Source organism: Streptomyces sp. LE64 (genome assembly GCF_052606915.1).
Genome location: NZ_CP199708.1, coordinates 1,632,417 through 1,652,114, shown reverse-complemented (window position 1 = coordinate 1,652,114; position 19,698 = coordinate 1,632,417). Strand labels below are relative to the sequence as shown.

Genomic DNA, 19,698 nt, shown 5'->3' with positions numbered 1-19,698 from the left:
TGCCCCGCGCGGCCGTCCCGGGCGTCCGGGATCGATCGGACAGTCTGCCCGGATCGCCCTTTCGGGGCTACCCTGGGGGCGTGCCGGAGGACGTGGGGGGCACGCCGCCGGACGGCGGCCAGCCCGACGACCGCGACCACGGAGGTGCGGACGGTGAGTTCGCCTCCGTGGTGTTCGACGAGGACTTCGTCCGGGCCGCCCGGGTACGGGAACCCAGCGCCGAGGAACGCCTGCTGGCGGCGGCCGAAGCCCGCTCCGACGCGGAGGGCCGTCCCGGGTCCCGTGGTGCGGCCGACGACTTCGGTGACGAGGAACACGCCCTCGCACGGGAGGTTTTCGGCCAAGGCCGCGACTTCGACCCCGACGACCGGTACGCCCGGGACGTGCTGGAGGAGTCCTACGGCCGCAGCGACGCCTTCATGGGCCACGCCCGCTGGCCCCGGCGGTTGGCCTGGGTCCTCGCCCTGGTGATGGGGATCGGCATGGTCGCCCTGGCCTTCGCCGCCGTCTACCGGGGGGCCGCCGGCGGTCGGCAGGACCCCGCCCCGCGCCCCAGCTCCACCGAGTGGGAGCGGAGCCAGCCGGCGCGCACCCCCGGAGCGGCCGCATCCTCCCCGCCCCCGCTCGTGACCGTGCCGCACGCCCCCTGACACCGTAGGGTTCCGGCCGGCTCGGCCGGGGAGGTGAACTCGCGGCGCGGCACCGCGTTTACGGAACGCCGCCCTGACCCACCCTGAAGGTATGGGCGGGCCAGGAAACCCACCGCAGGGGACACCCGAGGGCGCCCCGGGCGATGACGAGTACCGATCCGTCGTCTTCGACGAGTCGTTCGTCCGCGCTGCCCGGCTCCAGGAGTTCTCCGCCGAGGAGCGGATCACCGACCACACCCCCGCCGTGCGCCGGGCACCCCCGCCGCGCCGCCGCGGCACGTCCTGGCAGGCGCTCACCCTGGTGGTGACGATCGCGGTCGCCTTCGTGACCGCTGTCTACCTGGGCTTCCGCCAACCGGCCGAACGGTACCCCGGACAGCGGGCCGCACCGCTGCGGATGACCGTGATCCCCCTGGCCCCGGTGGCGACCGTCCCCGGTGGCTCCCCGGCCGAGCTGTACGCGCGCAGCCCCGCCGACCAGTTCCGGATCGGCGCCAAGGGCATCGCCCTCCCGCTGCGCAGCCGCACCGCGCACTTCTCGGTCGGCCAGGTCGAAGCCGCCCTGGTCATCGCCAAGGAGTACCTGGTGAGGTCGTCCGTCGACCCGGAGGTGCTCACCGGGGACGCCGTGCGGCCGGTGCGCGTCCTGATCGACTCCGACCAGTACGCCCAGTTCGACCGGAGCGTCGAACGGCCGGCCGCGGACGGGCTGCACTCCGCGACCGGTTGGCTGGTCCGCTTCGACCCGGCGCGGGTGGCCCTGGCCGAGCCCCGGGTACGGGTCGAGGGCACCCTGCGGGTCTCCGAGGCGGACTCCGGCACCCTGGAGGTCACCAGCGACCACACCTTCGTCTACGCGCTGCGTCCCGCCCGGGGCGGGACGACCCGGGCGGCCCTGTTCACCGTCCGCCGCGCGCTGCTGTTCCGCTTCGACCGCGAGGACCTCCGGCAGCACCGGGCCGAGGTGGTGACCTCGTACACCCAGGCCGGCCCGCTGGCCTGCGCAGCGCGCTGGGCGGACCGGCTGCGGCCCCTGCTCGCGGGCAGCCCCCCGGCCGGGGGACCGCCCCGGGCCACCGACCCCTATGCCGCGGACGGCGCCAGCCATCCCTGCGGAACGCTGGCCCCCGGCGCCCAGCCGCAGGCCACCCGAGCCGGCTGAGCCGGTCAGCCCCCGGACCCGCCCGGGGGCCCCGCGGGGGCTCCGCCCGCGGGCGGAGCCCCCGCGTCCCGGCCCGAGCCGAAGCCGCCGAACCTGCTGCGCACCCGCTCGCCGAGCTCGCCCGCCCCGCCCGCGATGTCGGTGACCAGCTTCATCAGCGGATCCTTCGACCCGCGGACGTCGCTGGCGTAGGAGGCCGCGGACTGGCGCAGGGAGTCCGTGACCGAGGCGTCCTTGTCCTCGTCGCGCCGCGGGTAGTGGCCGTCCATCAGCCGCTGGTGGTCCCGGGACTCGGCCCACCGCTTCAGCTCGGCGGCCCGCACGGTGGTGAAGGGGTGCGAGCGGGGCAGCACGTTCAGGATCTTGAGGACGGAATCCCGCAGGTCGCCGCCGCGCTCGTACTCCTCGGCCTGGGCCAGGAAGGCGTCCACGTTCATCTGGTGCAGGTGGTTGCCGCCCGCGATCTTCATCAGGCCCCGCAGGGACGCCTGGAGGTCCTGGCCCACCAACAGCCCGGCCCGGTCCGCCGACAGCTCGGACTTGCGGAACCACTCCCGCAGCGCCGTCACGATCGCCATGACCGCGACGTTCCCGAGCGGGATCCACGCCACCCGCAGCGCCAGGTTCGTCAGGAACAGCAGGATCGTGCGGTACACCGCGTGGCCCGACAGGGCGTGCCCGACCTCGTGGCCGACGACCGCCCGCATCTCCTCCTCGTCGAGCAACTCCACCAGGCCCGTGGTCACCACGATGATGGGCTCGTCCAGGCCGATGCACATGGCGTTCGGCTTGGGGTCCTGGCTGACGTACATCGAGGGGACCTTCTCCAGGTCCAGGATGTGACAGGCGTCCCGCAGCATGTCGTTGAGGTGCGGGAACTGGACGTCGCAGACCCGTACCGAGTCCGACAGGAACAGCAGGCGCAGGCTGCGCTCGGGCAGCAGCGAACTCAGCGCCTTGAAGACCGTGTCGAAGCCGCTGAGCTTGCGCAGCGCCACCAGCGCCGAGCGGTCCGCGGGGTGTTCGTAGGCCCGGGACGAGATGCCCGGGAACCGCCGCCGGGTGCGCCCGGGCGAACTCCCCTCCGCAGCACCGCCGTCCGCCGTCCGTCCGTCGTCCTTGCCGGTACCGTCCGTCATCGCGCCCCCCTGTCGAGCCCCGTGCCTGTGTCACCGGTGAAAACGCACGTCCGCCCGCCCGGGTTCCCGGACGTCCCGGAACCGGTCGATCCGCCGTCGGCCCCGGGGGGTGACACCGCGTGACGGATCCGGCGGCGCCCGAACCCCCGTAATCACGGCCCTCCCGCGACTCAGCTTTACCCCACGCTTACGATGGCCCCGGAGGCACCCCGTCTCCAGCCCGTTCCTCCTCCGGATAGGTCCTCCGAAGATGAGTCTGCACAGCACCGCGGCCCCGCTGGTCAACCTGGCCTCGGGCGGCGAGCACCACGGCCCCTACGCGAGCATCAGCCCGTACGTCACGGGTGGCGGCGCACTCCTCGTCCTGCTCCTGCTGCTCTGGATCACCACCCGTTTCAACCGGGACCGCTGACGCCCGCGCACGACCCGACCGCCGGCCCGCTGCGCCACCGACGGCCGGACGCCGCCCGCACGTCCGGCCGGCCGTTCGAGCCCGCAGTACGGGCCGGTAGGGTCTGCACGCATGGGAGATCAGGACATGCCTACCGGCCGGACGAACCACGGCAAGCGCCGTCTCGGGGTCATGGGCGGAACGTTTGACCCGATCCACCACGGGCACCTGGTGGCGGCCAGCGAGGTCGCCGCCCAGTTCCACCTCGACGAGGTCGTCTTCGTCCCGACCGGGCAGCCCTGGCAGAAGAGCGAGGCCCGGGTCTCGCCCGCCGAGGACCGCTATCTGATGACGGTCATCGCCACCGCGGAGAACCCGCAGTTCTCCGTCAGCCGCATCGACATCGACCGCGGCGGCCCCACCTACACCACGGACACCCTCCGTGACCTCAAGGCCCTCAACCCGGACACGGACCTCTTCTTCATCACCGGTGCCGACGCGCTCGCCCAGATCCTCACCTGGCGGTACACGGAAGAGTTGTTCTCCCTGGCACACTTCATCGGGGTCACCCGCCCCGGCCACACCCTCGCGGACCCCGGACTTCCCGCCGGAGGCGTCTCCTTCGTGGAGGTCCCCGCCCTCGCCATCTCGTCCACTGACTGTCGGGCGAGGGTCTCGGCGGGCGCCCCGGTCTGGTACCTGGTACCGGACGGAGTGGTGCGCTACATCGACAAGCGCGACCTGTACCGCGGCGACTGAGCCGGGAGGGGCAGCTGTGAACGGCCGAGACGATCGTGACGACGGATACCCGGGCGGGACGTACTCGGGCTCCGGTGCCCCCCGCCCCGCCGACGCCTCCGAAGGGGGCGAGGGCTTCGCCGCCTACGAACTGGCGGGCTACGACGAGTACGGCCGTCCCGTCTACCAGCAGGCCGCACCGGCCCCGTTCCCCTCCCGCCAGGACCCGACCGACGCCTACGGCGCCCCCCAGCCCCACGCGTACGAGCAGCAGTCGTTCGCCCCCCAGCAGGGGTACGGGTACGGCCTCCCCCAGGAGCACCCGGCGCACTACCCGCAGGAGTACCCGGCGCCCGGCCACGCCGGCACCTACGACCAGCCCTACCCGGGAGCGGTCCCGGACCCCGGGGGACACGGCTACCCCGACCCGCAGGGCCACGGGTACGGCGCTCACCCCTCCGACCACGGAACCACGCCGGCCGCCGGATACGGAACCGGCGTCCCGTACGACGCCTACCCGCCCCACGAGCCGGTGCCGGCGCCCGACCCCGGCCCGTTCCACGACGGGGCCGCCGCCGGACTGACCGCCCACGTTCCGGCGCAGGGCCCCCCGCCCGGGCCCGAGCACCTCGGCGCGGAGCCCGCCGGGGCCGGTCCCGCGGCCCCGCCCCGGGACCCCGACACCGAGCAGTTCTCCTTCGGCGAGGAGCCGGACGGCGACCCCGAGGACGTCATCGACTGGCTCGCCTTCACCGAGAACCGCACCGAGCGCCGCGAGGAGGCCAAGCGCCGCGCCCGCGGCCGGCTCGTGGCCCTGGGCGTGGTGCTCGCCCTGGTCGTGGTCGGTGTCCTCGGCTACCTGGGGTTCGCCGGCAAGCTGCCCGGCCTCTCCGGCGACGAGGACCCGGCGGGACCCGCCGCCACCGGTCCCCAGAAGCGCGACGTCGTCCTGGTCCACCTGCACCACACCAAGCAGGGCGGCACCTCCACCGCGCTCCTGGTGGACAACACGACCACCGAGCAGGGCAGCACCATCCTGCTGCCCAACACCCTCGGCGTCGCCACCGAGGACGGCACCTCCACCACCCTCGCCAAGTCCGTGGACGACGACGGCTCCACCGGCACCCGCACCGCGGTGGACACCCTGCTGGGCACCCGCATCGAAGGCACCTGGCGCCTCGACACCCCCTACCTGAACAACCTGGTCGAACTCGTCGGCAGCATCGAGGTGGACACCGACGTCGACGTCCCCGCCGAGAAGGCGGCCAAGGGACAGGCCCCGCTCGTCCGGCGCGGCGAACGGCAGACCCTCAGCGGTCCCATGGCCGTCGCCTACGCCACCCACCGCGCCCCCGGCGAGGCCCAGGACGCCCAACTCGCCCGTTTCGGCCAGGTCGTGCAGGCCGTCCTGCGCAAGCTGTCCTCCGACGCCGAGGCCGCCACCGTCACGGTCCAGTCGCTCGCCCAGATCCTCGACCCGTCCCTGACCGAACAGGACCTCGGCGCCTTCCTCGCCAGGCTCTCCGACCGCGCCAAGGGCGGCGACTACACGACCGCGCTGCTCCCCGTCGCGTCCGGCGGCGCACTCGCCGACGAGGCCACCGAGACCGTGGTCAAGCCGCTGCTCGGCGGCACCGTCAAGGCCCCGGCCGAGGGCGACGCGATCCGGGTCGGCGTCCGGGACGCCAGCGGTGCGGACGGCGACGAGAGCGTCGAGTCCGCCCGGGTCGTCCTGGTCAACGGCGGCTACACCGTCGTCGACGGCGGCAAGCACAGCGCCGCCACGACCACCCGGGTCGTCCATGCGGACGCCGAGCACCGTCAGGAGGCCGGCGAGGTCGCCAAGACCCTCGGCCTGCCCGCGTCCGCCGTCGTGCAGGGCACCGTCGAGGGCAACGCCCAGATCGAGGTCACCCTCGGTCGGGACTACGCGCCGAAGTCGCCGTAGCGCCGGTGACCCCGGCCGGCCCGCCGCGGCGGTCGCGCACGGTAATCGTTTGGTCCGCGGTCAACCGACCGTGAGACCCTGGAGGGGTACTGACCGACCGACGAAAGCCGCGCAGTGACCGCTACGGACCGTTCCCTAGAGCTGATCTCCGCCGCCGCCCAGGCGGCGGCCGACAAGCTCGCGCACGACATCCTCGCCTACGACGTCAGCGACGTCCTGGCGATCACGGACGCCTTCCTGTTGGCGTCCGCCCCCAACGACCGCCAGGTCAAGGCGATCGTCGACGAGATCGAGGAACGGCTCGCCAAGGAGTTGGGTGCCAAGCCCGTCCGCCGGGAGGGCGACCGCGAGTCGCGCTGGATCCTCCTCGACTACGTCGACATCGTCGTCCACGTGCAGCACAGCGAGGAGCGCGTCTTCTACGCCCTGGAGCGGCTCTGGAAGGACTGCCCCGAGATCGAGCTGCCCGCCGAGGCACGGGCCACCCGGGGCAAGGGCGCCGAGCACGCGCAGCGCCAGCAGGCCGCCGAGGAGGCCGGCGAACTGCGCGAGCTGGGCGGGGAACTGCGATGAGCGCCTCCAGCCGCACCGACCTCAAGCCGTTCTCCGAGTCCGGGAGCAGCCGCCGCATCATCCTGTGGCGGCACGGTCAGACCTCCTGGAACCTGGCCCGCCGCTTCCAGGGCACCAGCGACATCGAGCTCACCGGGACGGGCGTCCTCCAGGCCCGCCGCGCGGCCCGGTTGCTCGCCTCGCTGAACCCGGACGCGATCGTCTCCTCGGACCTGAAGCGGGCCGCCGGCACGGCCGCCGAACTGGCCGCGCTCACCGGGTTGACGGTCACCCACGACGAGAACCTGCGGGAGACCTACGCGGGCGTCTGGCAGGGCCTCACCCACGACGAGATCATCGAGCGGTACGGCGACGAGTACGCGGCGTGGAAGCGCGGCGAGCCGATCCGCAGGGGCGGCGGCGAACTGGAGAGCGAGGTCGCCGACCGTGCGGCGCCCGTGGTCCTCGCCCACGCCGACAAGCTGCCCGAGGAGGGCACGCTGGTCGTCGTCAGCCACGGCGGCACCATCCGCACCACCATCGGGCGCCTGCTGGGCCTCGACTCCCACCACTGGGAGAGCCTGGGCGGCCTCTCCAACTGCTGCTGGTCGGTGCTCGGCCGGGGCGCCCGCGGCTGGCGTCTGCTGGAGCACAACGCGGGCACCCTGCCCGAGCCGGTCCTGGGCGACGACGACTGAGACCGCCGTGCGGCCGGAGCCGGCACCCGCGGACGCGGATTTCACTTTCCGGCCGCTCGCAGGCTAAAGTTCTTCTTGTTCAGCCCGCCGGGCGGGAAGAACGCACGGGGCTATAGCTCAGTTGGTAGAGCGCCTGCATGGCATGCAGGAGGTCAGGAGTTCAATTCTCCTTAGCTCCACAGACGAAGGTGATCTGTTCTCGCACGAGCGGGGGCAGGTCACCTTTCTCGTTCCCGCTCCGCCGCGGAACTCCCCCGCGCCCGGGGGCCACCGCCGCGGGTGGGCGTGGCGCCGGCGGCGGGCGCCGACCGTGTCCGGACCGGTACGCGGTCGTCGCTGACCGTGGCGGCCCTTGCGTGGCAGAATCGACGGGCCGGCTGGGGACGCGGCCCGACGGGAGGGAGAAGCGATGCCTTCGAGCATCCGCGAGGGGGGCGACCGCCCCCTCGTCCGGGGGGTGCCCCACGGGGGCCGCACCCGCCGAGGGCTCCGCACGGGGTCCCGTCCCGACCGTCCGACCCCGTCCGCGCCGCCCGTCCGGGCGCACGCCGTGCCCGGCGCGTCCGGTCCGGTCCGCCCCCGCCGTCCCCGGAGCTGAGCGATGGGTGCACACAGGCGTAAGTGCGACTGGTGCGGCAGCGGCACGCCCATCGTCCGGGACATGGAGCCCGCCCACTCCGACTACCAGTACTGGTGCGAGGAGTGCGCCCGGGCGCTGATCATCAAGGGCGACCCCATCGAGACCTACCGGGAGCTGGAGGGGGAGCCGATCTACGGTCGGCTGCTGGACGAGCACTGCACCCTCAAGCGCTTCTACTCGTTCGCCACGGCCTGAAGCGCGGCCCGCCGTCGGGGGCCGGACGGGCTCCCGGAACGGATTTGGTGAACGGCTGGAGGGGACGTTAGTGTTGGCGTCGCCGCCGGGGAAACCCGGAAGCACGCAGCACGGGGCTATAGCTCAGTTGGTAGAGCGCCTGCATGGCATGCAGGAGGTCAGGAGTTCAATTCTCCTTAGCTCCACAAGAAGTGGAAGCGGAAGGTCCCGCCCGGTCGCCCGGGCGGGACCTTCCGCTTTCCGTGCGCCTCCGCCGGCGTCATCCCCGGCCGCGGCGCAGGGCCCGACGGCCCCGGCCCGGTGCCTGCGGCCCGGCGGCGTGCCGCGGATCGGCCTCCAACCGCAGGGCGAGCGCGGGGCACCGACGCACCGCCCGCTCGGCGTCGGCCAGCGCCCGGTGCGGCACCGGGACCTCGGCGACCGAGGGATAGCCGTCCGGCCCGATCGGGAGTAGCTCGGGCACGATGTCGGCGCACAGGCGGTGCCCCTCGCACAGCGTCCAGTCGACGGTCAGCACCCGCCCGCTGGCCTCGCCCGCGTCCCCGTCGACCGCTCCCGCCCCGCCCGTCCCCAGCGGTAGCACCGCCCGCACCGGACGGCCGCAGCCACCGCCCAGCACGTGCGCGGCCAGGTCGTCCGCGAAGGCGACGAGCGCCGATTCGACGAAGTCGGCCGAGCCGTCCGGGTGCCGACAGGCCCCCCGCCCCCGTACGGCGTCCGTGATCTGCCGCAGGGCCTCCAGGGCGAGCGGTCCGCCGCCCGTGAGCACCTCCTCCAGGCCCCGGGCCGCGGCCGGCAGCCCCCGGTGACAGGGCCCGCACTGCCCGGCGCTCTCCCCGGCCAGCCAACGGGCCACCGGAAGCGCCTCGCCCAGCGGGCAGGTGTCCCGGGCGAGCGGCAGGACGGCCCCGGCCCCCAACCGGCCGCCCACCCGCTCCAGGGCTGCCCGGGAGACCACCGCCCCGTGGGCCGCGGCCGGGTCCAGCCACCGGCCGTGGTAGCCCCCGGTCAGCACCCCCTGCGGGTCGGCGGGCGCCCCGGCGAGCTGGAGCGCGTACCGCAGCGGCACCCCGGAGGGCGCCTCCAACACCAGGGGCCGGGCCACCGCGCCGGACAGGGTGAGCAGGACCGTGCCCGGTTCGTCGGGGACCCCGGTGGAGCGGTAGCGGTCGACGCCGGTCCGGGCCGCCACGGCGAGTTGGGCGAAGGTCTCGGCGTTGGACAGCAGGGTGGGCGCCCCGCCGACCCCGGTCTCCGCGGCCCGCACCTTGCGCCCCGGGGGCTTGGCCGGCCCGCCGTCGATCGAGCGGATCAGCGCGGAGGACTCGCCGGTGACCATCCGGTGCGGATTGCGCTGCACCCGGGCGCGCAGCCCCGCCCCGCGCCGGTCGGCCAGGCCGCGCTCGTCGAGGGCCCGCTCCGTCGACCGCCGGGTCGAGTCCCGGGTCACCCCGACCACCAGGGTGCGCGCGCCGAGGGCCTCGGCGGCCAGCAGCGCGCCGTCCAGGACCAGGTGCGGGGCACGGTTGAGCAGGACGGTGTCCTTGCGGCAGGCGGGCTCGTCCTCGCTGCCGTTGACCACGACCACGGGGCGCACCCCCCGGCGGACCGCCGCGTCGGCCACCGCACGCAGCTTGCGCGCGAACGGGAAGCCGGCTCCACCGCGTCCGCGCAGGGCGATCCCCTCGGCGAGCGCGGCCAGCCGTTCGCCGCTCAGCGGGGGCAGCGGGCCGTGCACCACCAGATGCCCGGCGAGGTCGAGCCGTTCGGCCAGGTCGAAGCCGGCCGTGAGCCGGGGCACCCCGGCCGCCCGGACCTCGGGCACCTCGGGCAGCGAGGTGACGCCGGCGCTCACTGCCCGCCTCCTGCGACGGCCCGGGAGACGTCGGCGCCCGCGGTGCCGTCCGGGTCCACCGCCGGGGCGTACTCCACGGCCGGGTGCGGACGCAGATGGGGCTCGCCCCCGTGGTGGACGGCGGGTTCCGCGACGGGCGTCGACGGGACGGGCGCGCGCGGGGCCGTCGGCCACCGGTCGACGGGGGGCGGGGTGCGCGGCGGCACGGTCGGCGGGGGCGGTACGGCGGCGGGGGCCGGGGCCTCGACGGGCTGGGGCGCCAGCGCGGCCAGGAACCGTTCGGCGGCCCGGCGACGCACCTCGGGCGGCGCCGCGCGCAGCCCGAGCAGGGCGAGCACCCCCAGCAGGCAGAGCCCGTACAGGAGCGTCACCCAGCCCGCGGGGGGCCGTCCGGCGTGCAGTCCGTGCAGCAGCGCCGCGCACCAGGCGGGGTAGGCGAGCGCGTGCACCGAGCGCCAGCGGGCCGCCACCGGGGCGGGGGAGGCGAAGGCGCCGCGCAGGGCGCCGGTGAGGCCCGCGACCAGCATCAGCAGCGCGGCCAGCGACCCCAGCCCGATCAGTCCGGCGGAGCCGGTGAGGCCGCGGCCGAAGGGGACCAGCGCGGCCAGCGGGGTGGTGCGGCCCAGGACGAGCTTGACGGTGAGGTGCAGCAGCAGGAAGGCGAGCGCCCCCACCGCCGTCGTCCGGTGGGCGGCCTGGGCCAGCAGCCGTTGACGGGGGCTCAGCAGGAGGCGGTCGGAGGCGAGCAGCCCCCAGCCGACCGAGCAGGTGAGCGAGACCAGGGCGAGCACCCCCGCGCAGTGGTCGACGAAGTCCCTCAGCCCGTCGCCGCCGAGGACGACGGGCAGCGGCAGCAGGAGGACCGCTCCTGCCGCTCCGAGGAGCCGCCGGGTCCGGCGCGCCCGTCCGTCCGGGGCGCCGGCGCGCCGGGGGCGCCGCCCGCGCCCGCGGGGCGCTCGGTGGCCCCGGGGACTCCGGAGGGGTCTGGGGTGGTGGGGGTTCATGGGGCGACTCCCAAAGGCGCGGCACGGTGGTCCCGCTGCGGCACTCTAGGTTGAGGTCAGAGCGCTGAGTATGGAGTTTTGGCCATTGCTTCGCGCTGCGGTGCGATCCGCCCCGGATGTTGTCCCGTTAAGGAGGGGTACGCACGGTAATCGCAGCCCTCGGGGCGCGTCGCCGGGGCCCTGACCCCTGGGGTATTCTGGCGCCATGCGTGCCGTAGGCCTTCTGCTTAGCGGGCCGCGCTGATCAGTACCGACCGGACCCTGACGGACGACGGCGGACACCTGAGGACCCGACCGGGCCGCCTCGGGGGACCGCAGGCCGCGAGTCCGGTCGGCATCGGCGCGGCTCCCCCTCCTGTGCGAGGGGTTTTTTCGTTTCCGGACCTCGTCGCCACCGGGCGAAGTGGTCGACGACCGCAGGCAGATGACGATCGATGGAGCTTGTAGGGACCATGAGCGAGACGAATTCTTCCCCCGCCGCCGCGGACAGCGCCGCGGAGGCCGTGGCCCCGCACCGCTACACGGCGACCCTGGCCACCGCCATCGAGGGACGGTGGCAGGACGTCTGGGAGGCGGAGGGCACCTACCGGGCGCCCAACCCGAGCGGCGACCTCGCGGGCGACCCGGCCGTGGTGGCCCGTCCCAAGAAGTTCATCATGGACATGTTCCCGTATCCCTCGGGTGCCGGGCTGCACGTGGGCCACCCCCTGGGGTACATCGCCACCGACGTGTACGCCCGCTACCAGCGGATGACCGGGCACAACGTCCTGCACACCCTGGGCTTCGACGCCTTCGGCCTGCCCGCCGAGCAGCACGCGATCGCCACCGGAACCCATCCCCGGGTCTCCACCGAAGCCGCCATGGACAACATGAAGCGGCAGCTGCGCCGGCTGGGCCTCGGCCACGACCAGCGGCGCTCGATCGCCACCATCGACCCCGCGTACTACCGGTGGACGCAGTGGATCTTCCTCCAGATCTTCAACTCCTGGTACGACGAGGAGGCCGACCGGGCCCGCCCCATCGAGGACCTGGTCGCCCAGTTCGCGTCCGGTGAGCGCGCCGTGCCGGGCACCGCCCGGTCCTGGCACGAGCTGAGCGCCAAGGAGCGCTCCGACGTGCTGGGCGAGTACCGCCTCGCCTACACCTCCGAGGCGCCCGTCAACTGGGCCCCCGGGCTCGGCACCGTGCTGGCCAACGAGGAGGTCACCGCGGACGGCCGCTCCGAGCGCGGCAACTTCCCGGTCTTCAAGGCCAAGCTGCGCCAGTGGAACATGCGCATCACGGCCTACGCGGACCGCCTCCTGGACGACCTGGACGGGCTGGACTGGCCCGAGGCCATCAAGCTCCAGCAGCGCAACTGGATCGGCCGCTCCGAGGGCGCCCGGGTGGACTTCCCGGTCGCGGTCGACGGCGCCGCGGCGGCGGCCGTCACCGGCGCCGTCTCCGGCACGCCCGAGGCGGTGCCCGGCGCCGAGGCCATCACCGTCTTCACGACGCGTCAGGACACCCTGTTCGGCGCCACCTACATGGTCCTGGCGCCCGAGCACGACCTGGTCGACCGGATCGTCCCGGCCGCCTGGCCCGAGGGCACCCGCGAGGTCTGGACCGGCGGCCACGCCACCCCCGCCGAGGCCGTCGCCGCCTACCGCAAGCAGGCCGCCGCCAAGTCCGACGTGGAACGCCAGGCCGACGCCAAGGAGAAGACGGGCGTCTTCACGGGAGCCCGGGCGACCAACCCGGTCAGCGGCGAGCAGATCCCCGTCTTCATCGCCGACTACGTCCTGATGGGCTACGGCACCGGCGCCATCATGGCCGTGCCCGCGCACGACTCCCGCGACTTCGCCTTCGCCCGCGCCTTCGAGCTGCCGATGCGCTGCGTCGTCGAACCCGATGACGACCGCGGCACCGACCCCGCCACCTGGGACGACGCCTTCGCCTCCTACGACGCGCAGCTCGTCAACTCCACGGGTGAGGGCGTCTCCCTGGACGGCCTGGGCGTCGTCGACGCCAAGGCCCGCATCACCGAGTGGCTGGCCCGCCGGGGCATCGGCGAGGGCACCGTCAGCTTCCGGCTGCGCGACTGGCTGTTCAGCCGCCAGCGCTACTGGGGCGAGCCCTTCCCGATCGTCTACGACGAGGACGGCGTCGCCCACCCGCTGCCCGAGTCGATGCTCCCGCTGGAACTGCCCGAGGTCGAGGACTACTCGCCGCGCACCTTCGACCCGGACGACGCCGACACCCAGCCCGAGACCCCGCTGTCCCGCAATGCCGACTGGGTCAACGTCACCCTGGACCTGGGCGACGGCCCGCGCCGCTACCGCCGCGAGACCAACACCATGCCCAACTGGGCCGGTTCCTGCTGGTACGAGCTGCGCTACCTCGACCCGCACAACGACCGGCAGCTGGTCGCCCCCGACATCGACCGCTACTGGATGTCCCCGCGCGAGGGCGCGCCCACCGGCGGCGTCGACCTGTACGTCGGCGGCGCCGAACACGCGGTCCTGCACCTGCTGTACGCACGCTTCTGGTCGAAGGTCCTGTACGACCTGGGCCACGTCTCCTCGCCCGAACCGTTCCACAAGCTGTTCAACCAGGGCATGATCCAGGCGTACGTCTACCGCGACGCCCGGGGCATCGCGGTGGCCGCCGCCGAGGTCGAGGAGCGCGACGGCGAGTTCTTCCACCGGGGCGAGAAGGTCAGCCGACTGCTGGGCAAGATGGGCAAGTCCCTGAAGAACGCGGTCACCCCGGACGAGATCTGCGCCGAGTACGGCGCCGACACCCTGCGCCTGTACGAGATGGCGATGGGCCCGCTGGACGTCTCCCGCCCCTGGGACACGCGTGCCGTCGTCGGTCAGTACCGGCTGCTCCAGCGGCTGTGGCGCAACGTCGTGGACGAGGCCACCGGCGAGGTCACCGTCACCGGGGACGCCCCCGCCGAGGACGTCCTGCGCGCCCTGCACAAGACGATCGAGGGGGTGCGCCAGGATCTTGAGGGCCTGCGCTTCAACACCGCCATCGCCAAGATCACCGAGCTGAACAACCTCCTCACCCGGACCGAGGGACCGCTCCCGCGCGCGGTGGCCGAGCCCCTGGTGCTGCTGATCGCCCCGCTGGCCCCGCACGTCGCCGAGGAGCTGTGGCGCCGGCTGGGCCACACCGACTCCGTGGTGCACCGGGACTTCCCGGTGGCCGACCCCGCCCACCTGGTGGACGAGACCGTCACCTGCGTGGTGCAGGTCAAGGGCAAGGTCAAGGCCCGGCTGGAGGTCGCCCCGGACGTCTCCGACGAGGAGCTGGAGCGCCTGGCCCTGGCGGACGCGAAGGTGCGGGACGCACTCGGCGGCGCCGACGTGCGCAAGGTCGTCGTCCGGGCCCCGAAGCTGGTCAACATCGTGCCGGCCTGAGCCGGTACGGCCGCCGGGCGGCTCCGGGGAGGGACCCCTCCCCTGAGCCGCCCGCGCCGGACTCCGGGAACTCCCCTGGGGGACGTGCGCGGCGGAGTCGGGGCGCGGGGGAACTCCCGAACGGGCCTTTTGCGTTTACCGTGGTAGAGCAGGAGAGGACCGGGGAGAGGACTCATATGGAACTGCTGATCGCCCTGGTGCTGCTCGTGGTGCTCTTCGTGGTCGTGGGCGGCTACGCGGCGGTCAAGGTGGTCGGTGCGGCGAAGCGCAGCGTGGACCGCACCATCCACCAGGCCCGCCGCCGGGTCGAGGACACCACCCTCAAGGCCAAGACCTACACCCAGGTGGGTCCGGCCGGCGAGTTGGCCCAGCTCCGGCTCACCCTGCGCACCTCCATGCGCGCCACCCAGGACGCCCTCCAGGCCGGCGTCGCCGAGGACGAGTCCCTCAAGGAGTCCCTGGCCCTCTTCGAGCGGCTGAGCGTGCACGGGCAGGAGTTGGACCGCGAGCTGAAGCGGCTGGAGACCGAGCCCGACCGCACCCAGCTCACCACCGTCCTCCCCGAACTGCGCCGGCGCACCGACCAGATCACCGAATCCGCCGACGCCCTGCGCTGGGCCGCGCGGGAACGGGCCCACCGCTTCGCCCACGACGACCTCGACACCCTCAGCCAGCAGATCGGCATGGAGTCGGACGCGCTGCGCCACTGGACCAGCGCGCCCGCCGCGGACGCCCCCTTCTCCTGGTCCGAGCCCCCCGCCGCGCCGGAGCCCGAGCCCGCCCGGCGCGAGCCCCGCCCCGAGGAGCAGCAGCCAGCCGCCTCCCGCCCCGCCATCGCTCCGACCGGACCGCAGCCCAGCCGTCCCTGGGAGAAGAAGCAGCCCCGGCCCGAGAGCACCACCTGAGCCCGCTCCGTCATGAGCGGGCCGGACCCCGTCGGCGAACGGGGGCGGCCGGCCGCCCCCGGCCCGGCCTGCCGTGCTCCCGCCGGGGCGGGTAACCTCCAAGCCATGTCCCGCCATGTCGCCATCGTCACCGATTCCACGGCCTACCTGCCGGAGCGGGCGGTGCGACAGCACGACATCGTCCTGGTGCCGCTGACGGTGGTCATCGGGGACCGTGCCTGGGAGGAGGGCACCGAGTTCTCCGCCCGGTCCCTGGCCGAGGCGCTGCGCAAGCGCCGGCCGGTCACCACCTCCCGCCCGGCCCCCGAGGTCTTCGCCGCCACCTACCGGCGGGCCGCCGAAGCGGGGGCCGAGGGCATCGTCTCCCTCCACCTCTCCTCCGAACTGTCCGGCACCTACGACGCGGCCGTGCTCGCCGCCCGGTCGGCGCCGATACCGGTCCGGGTGGTCGACACCGGGATGATCGCCATGGCCCTGGGGTTCTGCGCCCTGGCCGCCGCGCAGGCCGCGGCGGCGGGCGCCTCGATCGACGAGGTGGTGGCCGCGGCCCAGAAGCGGGCCGAGGGGAGTTCCGCCTACTTCTCCGTGGACACCCTGGACTACCTGCGGCGGGGCGGTCGGATCGGGGCCGCCCAGGCCCTGTTCGGTTCCGCGCTCGCGGTGAAGCCGCTGCTCCAGCTGGTCGACGGGCGGATCGAGCCGCTGGAGAAGGTGCGCACCTCGGCACGGGCGATCGCCCGGCTGGAGGAGATCGCGGTGGAACGGGCGGGCGTCATCGGCCCGGTCGACATCGCGGTGCACCACCTCGCCGCCGGGGAGAAGGCCGCCGGGCTCGCCGAACGGCTCCAGGAACGGCTGCCCGGACTGGGCGAGGTGCCCGTCAGCGAGGTGGGCGCGGTGATCGGGGCGCACACCGGGCCCGGGCTGCTGGGAGTCGTGGTCTCCGCACGGCCCGGTGGGGCCTGAGCCACCCGCATCCACTGACTCGACGTCAACTCGGACGTGGGGGATTCGCTGGAACGAGTGGCGGAGTTATCCACAACGGGCCGGTGATCCCCGGGATTTGTTCATGATCACCGAGAGTGACGGGGAATGTCTACCGTCGGGGGCATGGACCTTCGACCGCCCGACCGCCATCCCTCCGGCCCTTCCGGGACCATGCCCGGCACCGCTCCCGGCGACCCGTCACCACCGCACCCGCCCCCTGCGGACGGCCGGCCCCTCGGCCGCCTGAACCGCGGCGCACTGTCCGTACGGGAACGACTGCCGCTCTGGCTCCGCACGCGCTGCGCACTGGAGTGGCGCGGGTTCGTCGCCCTCACTGTGGTGCTGGTCCTCGCGCTCGTGCTGGCCGTCCACCACTTCCGGGACGGTCGGCCCCAACCGGTGCGGGTCCCCGAGGCGGTGGGCCCCGCGCCCCCGGAACGGACCGCGCCCGCCGCCTCCGCGACGCCCCACGGGCGCCGGGTGGTGGTGGACGTCGGGGGCGAGGTCCGACGACCGGGCGTCCTGCGGCTGCCCGTGGGTGCCCGGGTCGCGGACGCGCTCCGCGCCGCCGGCGGCGTGCGCCCCGGGGCCGACCTGACGGGGCTCAACCGGGCGCGGGTCCTCGTCGACGGCGAGCAGGTCGTGGTCGGCGTGCCCCCGACCGGACCGCCCCCGGGCACCACCACGACCGGCGGCTCCGGGCCGACCCCACCGACCGGCCCCGTCCCGCTGAGCACGGCGACCGCCGAACAACTCGACGCACTGCCCGGGGTGGGCCCGGTGCTCGCGCGCCGCATCATCGACCACCGCGATGCGCACGGCGCCTTCCGCAGCGTGGAACAGCTGCGGGAAGTGACCGGAATCGGCGAACGCCGCTACGCGGACCTCAAGGACCTGGTGCAGCCGTGAGGACGGTCGTGCGCGCCCCCTCCTCGGGTCGACCGTCCCCCGCGGCGGCCCACCCGACGACGAACCGGACGGACCCCGCCGACCTGCGCCTGGTCCCGGCCGCGCTCACCGTCTGGGCGGCCACCGCCTGGGCGTTGGGGGCTCCCTCCGGACACCCGGCCCGGGTAGCGGTCGGCGCACTCGTCGGAGCCGTCCTGCTGCTGCCCCTGCGCCGCCGCGGCTCGCCGCGCACTCGGCGGGGGCACCCGACCGGTGCGCTGGTCCTGCTGTGCCTGGCGGCGTCCACCACCACGGCCGCCCTGCACGCGGCGGACGTGCGGCGCGGCCCGGTGCCGGAGCTCGCGGCCCGCTACGCCACCGCCACCGTTGAGTGGGAGGTGACTGCCGACCCCCGCCCGGCGCGGGAACGGTCGGCGGGCGGGGGACCGCCGCCCCCGCTCCTGGTGGACGCCCGGGTGGTCCGGGTGCGCGGCCCGGACGGCGCGACGACCGCCACCCGGACCCCGGTGCTGGTCCTCGTCGACGCGGGCCGGGAGCGGGAGCGCTGGCTGGCGGTGCTTCCCTCCAGCCGGCTGCGGACCACGGCACGGCTGTCGCCCCCCTACGGGGACGGCGTGGACGTGGCCGCCGTGCTGCGGGTGGACGGCAGCGGGGGACCGCACCCGGTGGCGGGCCCCGGCACGGTGCAGCGGATCGCGGGGCGGCTGCGCGCCGGGCTGCGGGAGGCGACCGCGGAACTGTCGCCCGATGCACGGGCGTTGCTGCCCGGGCTGGTGGTGGGCGACACCTCACGCATCGGTCCCGAACTGCGCGAGGCGTTCGAGGCCACCGACCTGACGCACCTGTTGGCGGTCAGCGGCGGCAACTTCGTGATCCTGCTGGCCCTGCTGATCGGCCCGCCCGGCACCGCGCAGTCGGCCGAGCGCCGCGGCCTCGCGCCGAGGCTGGGCATCCCGCTGCGCACCACGGCGGCGCTGGCCGCGGCACTGAGCCTCGGCTTCGTCGTGGTCTGCGGGCCGGAACCCAGCGTGGTGCGGGCCGCCGCCTGCGGCGGGATCGCCCTGCTGGCGATGGCCACCGGGCGGCGCCGCTCGCTGCTCCCCGCGCTCGCGGCAGCCGTGTTCCTGCTGGTGCTGTACGACCCGTGGCTCTCCCGCAGCCCCGGATTCCTGCTCTCCGTCCTCGCCACCGGGGCCCTGCTCACGGTGGCGCCGCGGTGGAGCGCGGCCCTGCGCGACCGGGGCGTGCCCGGGCGGCTCGCCGAGGCGGTGGCCGCCGCCGCTGCGGCGCAGGTGGTGTGCGCTCCGGTGGTGGCGGTGCTCGCGGAGCGGGTCAGCCTGGTCGGAGTGCCGTGCAATCTGCTCGCCGAGTTCGCGGTGGCCCCCGCCACGGTGCTGGGCTTCGGCGCGCTGGCCCTCTCTTGGGTCCTGCTGCCCTGCGCCGAGGCGTTGGCCTGGTGTGCCGGGTGGCCGGTGGAGTGGATCGCCGGGGTCGCCCGGGCGGGGGCGTCGCTGCCGGGCGGGTCGATTGCCTGGTCCGGCGGCTGGCCCGCGGCGCTGCTCCTGGTGGCGCTCGCCCCGGGGGCGGTGGTGCTGGCCGGCTGGGTGCTGCGGTACCGCTGGCTGGCGTTGGCGTGCGTGCTGTTGTCCGTGGTGGCGGTGGTGCGTCCGGTGCCGCTGACCCGCTGGGTCACGGGCTGGCCGCCGCCCGGGTGGCGGCTGGTGATGTGCGACGTGGGCCAGGGGGACGGGCTGGTCCTCGCGGCGGGGCGGGCCACCGGCGTCGTGGTGGACACGGGGCCCGACCCCCGGCGCATCGACCGTTGCCTGCGGCGCCTGGGGATCACCCGCGTCCCGTCGGTCCTGCTCACGCACTTCCACACCGACCACGTGGCCGGACTGCCCGGGGTGCTGCGGGGCCGCGAGGTGGGCGTGATCGAGACGACGGGACTCGCGGAGCCGGCCGCCCAGGCCGCCGCGGTGCGGCGGCTCGCCACCGCCCAGGGGGTGCCACTGCGCCAGGCGGTGGCGGGGGAGCGCCGCCGGGTCGGGCCGGTCGACTGGGAGGTGCTGTGGCCGCCGCAGCCCGGTGCCGGCACGGTCGCCCTCGAACCCAACGATGCGAGCGTGACCCTGTGGGTGCGCAGCGGCGGGCTGCGGATGCTGCTGCTGGGCGATCTGGAGCCGCCCGCGCAACGGGCCCTGGCCCGGGGGCCGTTGTCCACCCGCCCGGCCCGGGCGGACGTGGTGAAGGTGGCCCACCACGGGTCGGCGCACCAGGACCCGGAGTTGCTCGCCCGCACCGGACCGCGGCTGGCGCTGATCTCGGCCGGCGCGGACAATCCGTACGGGCATCCGGCGACCCGCACCCTCACCGCCCTGCGCGCGGCCGGGGCCACGGTGCTGCGCACGGACCGGGACGGTTCGGTGGCCGTGGTCGGCACCGGGGACGGCGCGGCGGAGGTGAGTACGACCGGCCCCGGACCGTGAGCCATGGGCATTGCGCACGGAAAGGCGGT

At 74.7% G+C, this 19,698-nt stretch carries 16 protein-coding genes and 2 tRNA genes; 15 read left to right on the top strand and 3 right to left on the bottom strand.

Features of this window, described 5'->3' with window-relative positions; translation table 11 throughout:
- The first annotated feature begins 80 nt into the window (after nucleotides 1-80).
- Both ACSMX9_RS07440 and ACSMX9_RS07435 read left to right on the top strand, forming a co-directional pair.
- Complete coding sequence (locus ACSMX9_RS07440; protein WP_445400972.1) at nucleotides 81-650, top strand: SCO2584 family spore wall biosynthesis protein; 570 nt, start codon at nucleotides 81-83, stop codon at nucleotides 648-650.
- 91 nt (nucleotides 651-741) lie between these two features.
- Nucleotides 742-1,812 (top strand): SCO2583 family membrane protein, encoded by a 1,071-nt coding sequence (locus tag ACSMX9_RS07435; protein ID WP_445400970.1) that lies wholly within the window; start codon nucleotides 742-744, stop codon nucleotides 1,810-1,812.
- Nucleotides 1,813-1,817: 5 nt separating this feature from the next.
- Here ACSMX9_RS07435 and ACSMX9_RS07430 read toward each other — a convergent pair whose 3' ends face one another.
- Nucleotides 1,818-2,951, bottom strand: coding sequence for a M48 family metallopeptidase (locus ACSMX9_RS07430; protein ID WP_445400968.1), 1,134 nt, complete (start codon nucleotides 2,949-2,951; stop codon nucleotides 1,818-1,820).
- A gap of 250 nt (nucleotides 2,952-3,201) precedes the next feature.
- Between ACSMX9_RS07430 and ACSMX9_RS07425 the strand changes: the two genes are divergently transcribed.
- The 8 genes from ACSMX9_RS07425 to ACSMX9_RS07390 all read left to right on the top strand — a co-directional run bounded on the left by ACSMX9_RS07425 (nucleotide 3,202) and on the right by ACSMX9_RS07390 (nucleotide 8,298).
- Nucleotides 3,202-3,363 carry a hypothetical protein gene (locus ACSMX9_RS07425; protein WP_351238714.1) on the top strand — a complete coding sequence of 54 codons (162 nt, stop codon included), beginning with the start codon at nucleotides 3,202-3,204 and terminating at the stop codon, nucleotides 3,361-3,363.
- A gap of 111 nt (nucleotides 3,364-3,474) precedes the next feature.
- Nucleotides 3,475-4,101 carry a nicotinate-nucleotide adenylyltransferase gene (nadD, locus tag ACSMX9_RS07420; protein ID WP_351238712.1) on the top strand — a complete coding sequence of 209 codons (627 nt, stop codon included), beginning with the start codon at nucleotides 3,475-3,477 and terminating at the stop codon, nucleotides 4,099-4,101.
- Nucleotides 4,102-4,117: 16 nt separating this feature from the next.
- Nucleotides 4,118-6,028 carry a LytR C-terminal domain-containing protein gene (locus ACSMX9_RS07415; RefSeq protein WP_445400966.1) on the top strand — a complete coding sequence of 637 codons (1,911 nt, stop codon included), beginning with the start codon at nucleotides 4,118-4,120 and terminating at the stop codon, nucleotides 6,026-6,028.
- A 114-nt stretch (nucleotides 6,029-6,142) separates the two neighbouring features.
- Nucleotides 6,143-6,601 carry a ribosome silencing factor gene (gene rsfS, locus ACSMX9_RS07410; RefSeq protein ID WP_351238710.1) on the top strand — a complete coding sequence of 153 codons (459 nt, stop codon included), beginning with the start codon at nucleotides 6,143-6,145 and terminating at the stop codon, nucleotides 6,599-6,601.
- On the top strand, nucleotides 6,598-7,278 hold the full coding sequence (locus ACSMX9_RS07405; protein ID WP_351238708.1) for a histidine phosphatase family protein: 681 nt from the start codon (nucleotides 6,598-6,600) through the stop codon (nucleotides 7,276-7,278). Before rsfS ends, ACSMX9_RS07405 begins: the two co-directional genes overlap by 4 nt.
- 106 nt (nucleotides 7,279-7,384) lie before the next feature.
- Nucleotides 7,385-7,457, top strand: a tRNA-Ala gene (locus tag ACSMX9_RS07400).
- Between the two features lie 422 nt (nucleotides 7,458-7,879).
- Nucleotides 7,880-8,113: a hypothetical protein gene (locus ACSMX9_RS07395; RefSeq protein ID WP_366116734.1), complete on the top strand. Its 234-nt coding sequence runs from the start codon at nucleotides 7,880-7,882 to the stop codon at nucleotides 8,111-8,113.
- Between the two features lie 112 nt (nucleotides 8,114-8,225).
- Nucleotides 8,226-8,298, top strand: a tRNA-Ala gene (locus tag ACSMX9_RS07390).
- Nucleotides 8,299-8,372: 74 nt separating this feature from the next.
- On the opposite strand, the gene ACSMX9_RS07385 is transcribed toward ACSMX9_RS07390, so the two are convergent.
- Nucleotides 8,373-9,968 carry an NADH-ubiquinone oxidoreductase-F iron-sulfur binding region domain-containing protein gene (locus ACSMX9_RS07385; RefSeq protein WP_445400964.1) on the bottom strand — a complete coding sequence of 532 codons (1,596 nt, stop codon included), beginning with the start codon at nucleotides 9,966-9,968 and terminating at the stop codon, nucleotides 8,373-8,375.
- Nucleotides 9,965-10,972, bottom strand: coding sequence for a cytochrome b/b6 domain-containing protein (locus ACSMX9_RS07380; RefSeq protein ID WP_445400962.1), 1,008 nt, complete (start codon nucleotides 10,970-10,972; stop codon nucleotides 9,965-9,967). The genes ACSMX9_RS07385 and ACSMX9_RS07380 overlap by 4 nt, the downstream gene beginning before the upstream one ends.
- A 452-nt stretch (nucleotides 10,973-11,424) precedes the next feature.
- Here ACSMX9_RS07380 and leuS point away from each other — a divergent pair, with 452 nt between their 5' ends.
- From leuS to ACSMX9_RS07355, 5 genes are all read left to right on the top strand, one after another.
- The gene (leuS, locus tag ACSMX9_RS07375) at nucleotides 11,425-14,379 is read left to right on the top strand and encodes a leucine--tRNA ligase (protein ID WP_445400960.1); all 2,955 of its coding nucleotides are present in this window, start codon (nucleotides 11,425-11,427) and stop codon (nucleotides 14,377-14,379) included.
- Between the two features lie 176 nt (nucleotides 14,380-14,555).
- Entirely contained in the window at nucleotides 14,556-15,284 is a 729-nt protein-coding gene (locus ACSMX9_RS07370; RefSeq protein WP_445400958.1) for a hypothetical protein, read from the top strand.
- A gap of 105 nt (nucleotides 15,285-15,389) precedes the next feature.
- Complete coding sequence (locus ACSMX9_RS07365; protein ID WP_445400956.1) at nucleotides 15,390-16,250, top strand: DegV family protein; 861 nt, start codon at nucleotides 15,390-15,392, stop codon at nucleotides 16,248-16,250.
- Nucleotides 16,251-16,394: 144 nt separating this feature from the next.
- Nucleotides 16,395-17,180 (top strand): helix-hairpin-helix domain-containing protein, encoded by a 786-nt coding sequence (locus ACSMX9_RS07360; protein ID WP_445400954.1) that lies wholly within the window; start codon nucleotides 16,395-16,397, stop codon nucleotides 17,178-17,180.
- Entirely contained in the window at nucleotides 17,177-19,669 is a 2,493-nt protein-coding gene (locus tag ACSMX9_RS07355; protein ID WP_445400952.1) for a ComEC/Rec2 family competence protein, read from the top strand. Before ACSMX9_RS07360 ends, ACSMX9_RS07355 begins: the two co-directional genes overlap by 4 nt.
- Nucleotides 19,670-19,698: the final 29 nt, after the last annotated feature.

What these genes read in the sequence shown, in the direction of transcription:
- ACSMX9_RS07435 (WP_445400970.1), top strand. Translation starts at nt 742, where the DNA reads ATGGGCGGGCCAGGAAACCCACCGCAGGGGACACCCGAGGGCGCCCCG.
- ACSMX9_RS07430 (WP_445400968.1), bottom strand. Translation starts at nt 2,951, where the DNA reads ATGACGGACGGTACCGGCAAGGACGACGGACGGACGGCGGACGGCGGT.
- ACSMX9_RS07425 (WP_351238714.1), top strand. Translation starts at nt 3,202, where the DNA reads ATGAGTCTGCACAGCACCGCGGCCCCGCTGGTCAACCTGGCCTCGGGC.
- nadD (WP_351238712.1), top strand. Translation starts at nt 3,475, where the DNA reads ATGGGAGATCAGGACATGCCTACCGGCCGGACGAACCACGGCAAGCGC.
- ACSMX9_RS07405 (WP_351238708.1), top strand. Translation starts at nt 6,598, where the DNA reads ATGAGCGCCTCCAGCCGCACCGACCTCAAGCCGTTCTCCGAGTCCGGG.
- ACSMX9_RS07395 (WP_366116734.1), top strand. Translation starts at nt 7,880, where the DNA reads ATGGGTGCACACAGGCGTAAGTGCGACTGGTGCGGCAGCGGCACGCCC.
- ACSMX9_RS07380 (WP_445400962.1), bottom strand. Translation starts at nt 10,972, where the DNA reads ATGAACCCCCACCACCCCAGACCCCTCCGGAGTCCCCGGGGCCACCGA.
- leuS (WP_445400960.1), top strand. Translation starts at nt 11,425, where the DNA reads ATGAGCGAGACGAATTCTTCCCCCGCCGCCGCGGACAGCGCCGCGGAG.
- ACSMX9_RS07370 (WP_445400958.1), top strand. Translation starts at nt 14,556, where the DNA reads ATGGAACTGCTGATCGCCCTGGTGCTGCTCGTGGTGCTCTTCGTGGTC.
- ACSMX9_RS07365 (WP_445400956.1), top strand. Translation starts at nt 15,390, where the DNA reads ATGTCCCGCCATGTCGCCATCGTCACCGATTCCACGGCCTACCTGCCG.
- ACSMX9_RS07360 (WP_445400954.1), top strand. Translation starts at nt 16,395, where the DNA reads ATGGACCTTCGACCGCCCGACCGCCATCCCTCCGGCCCTTCCGGGACC.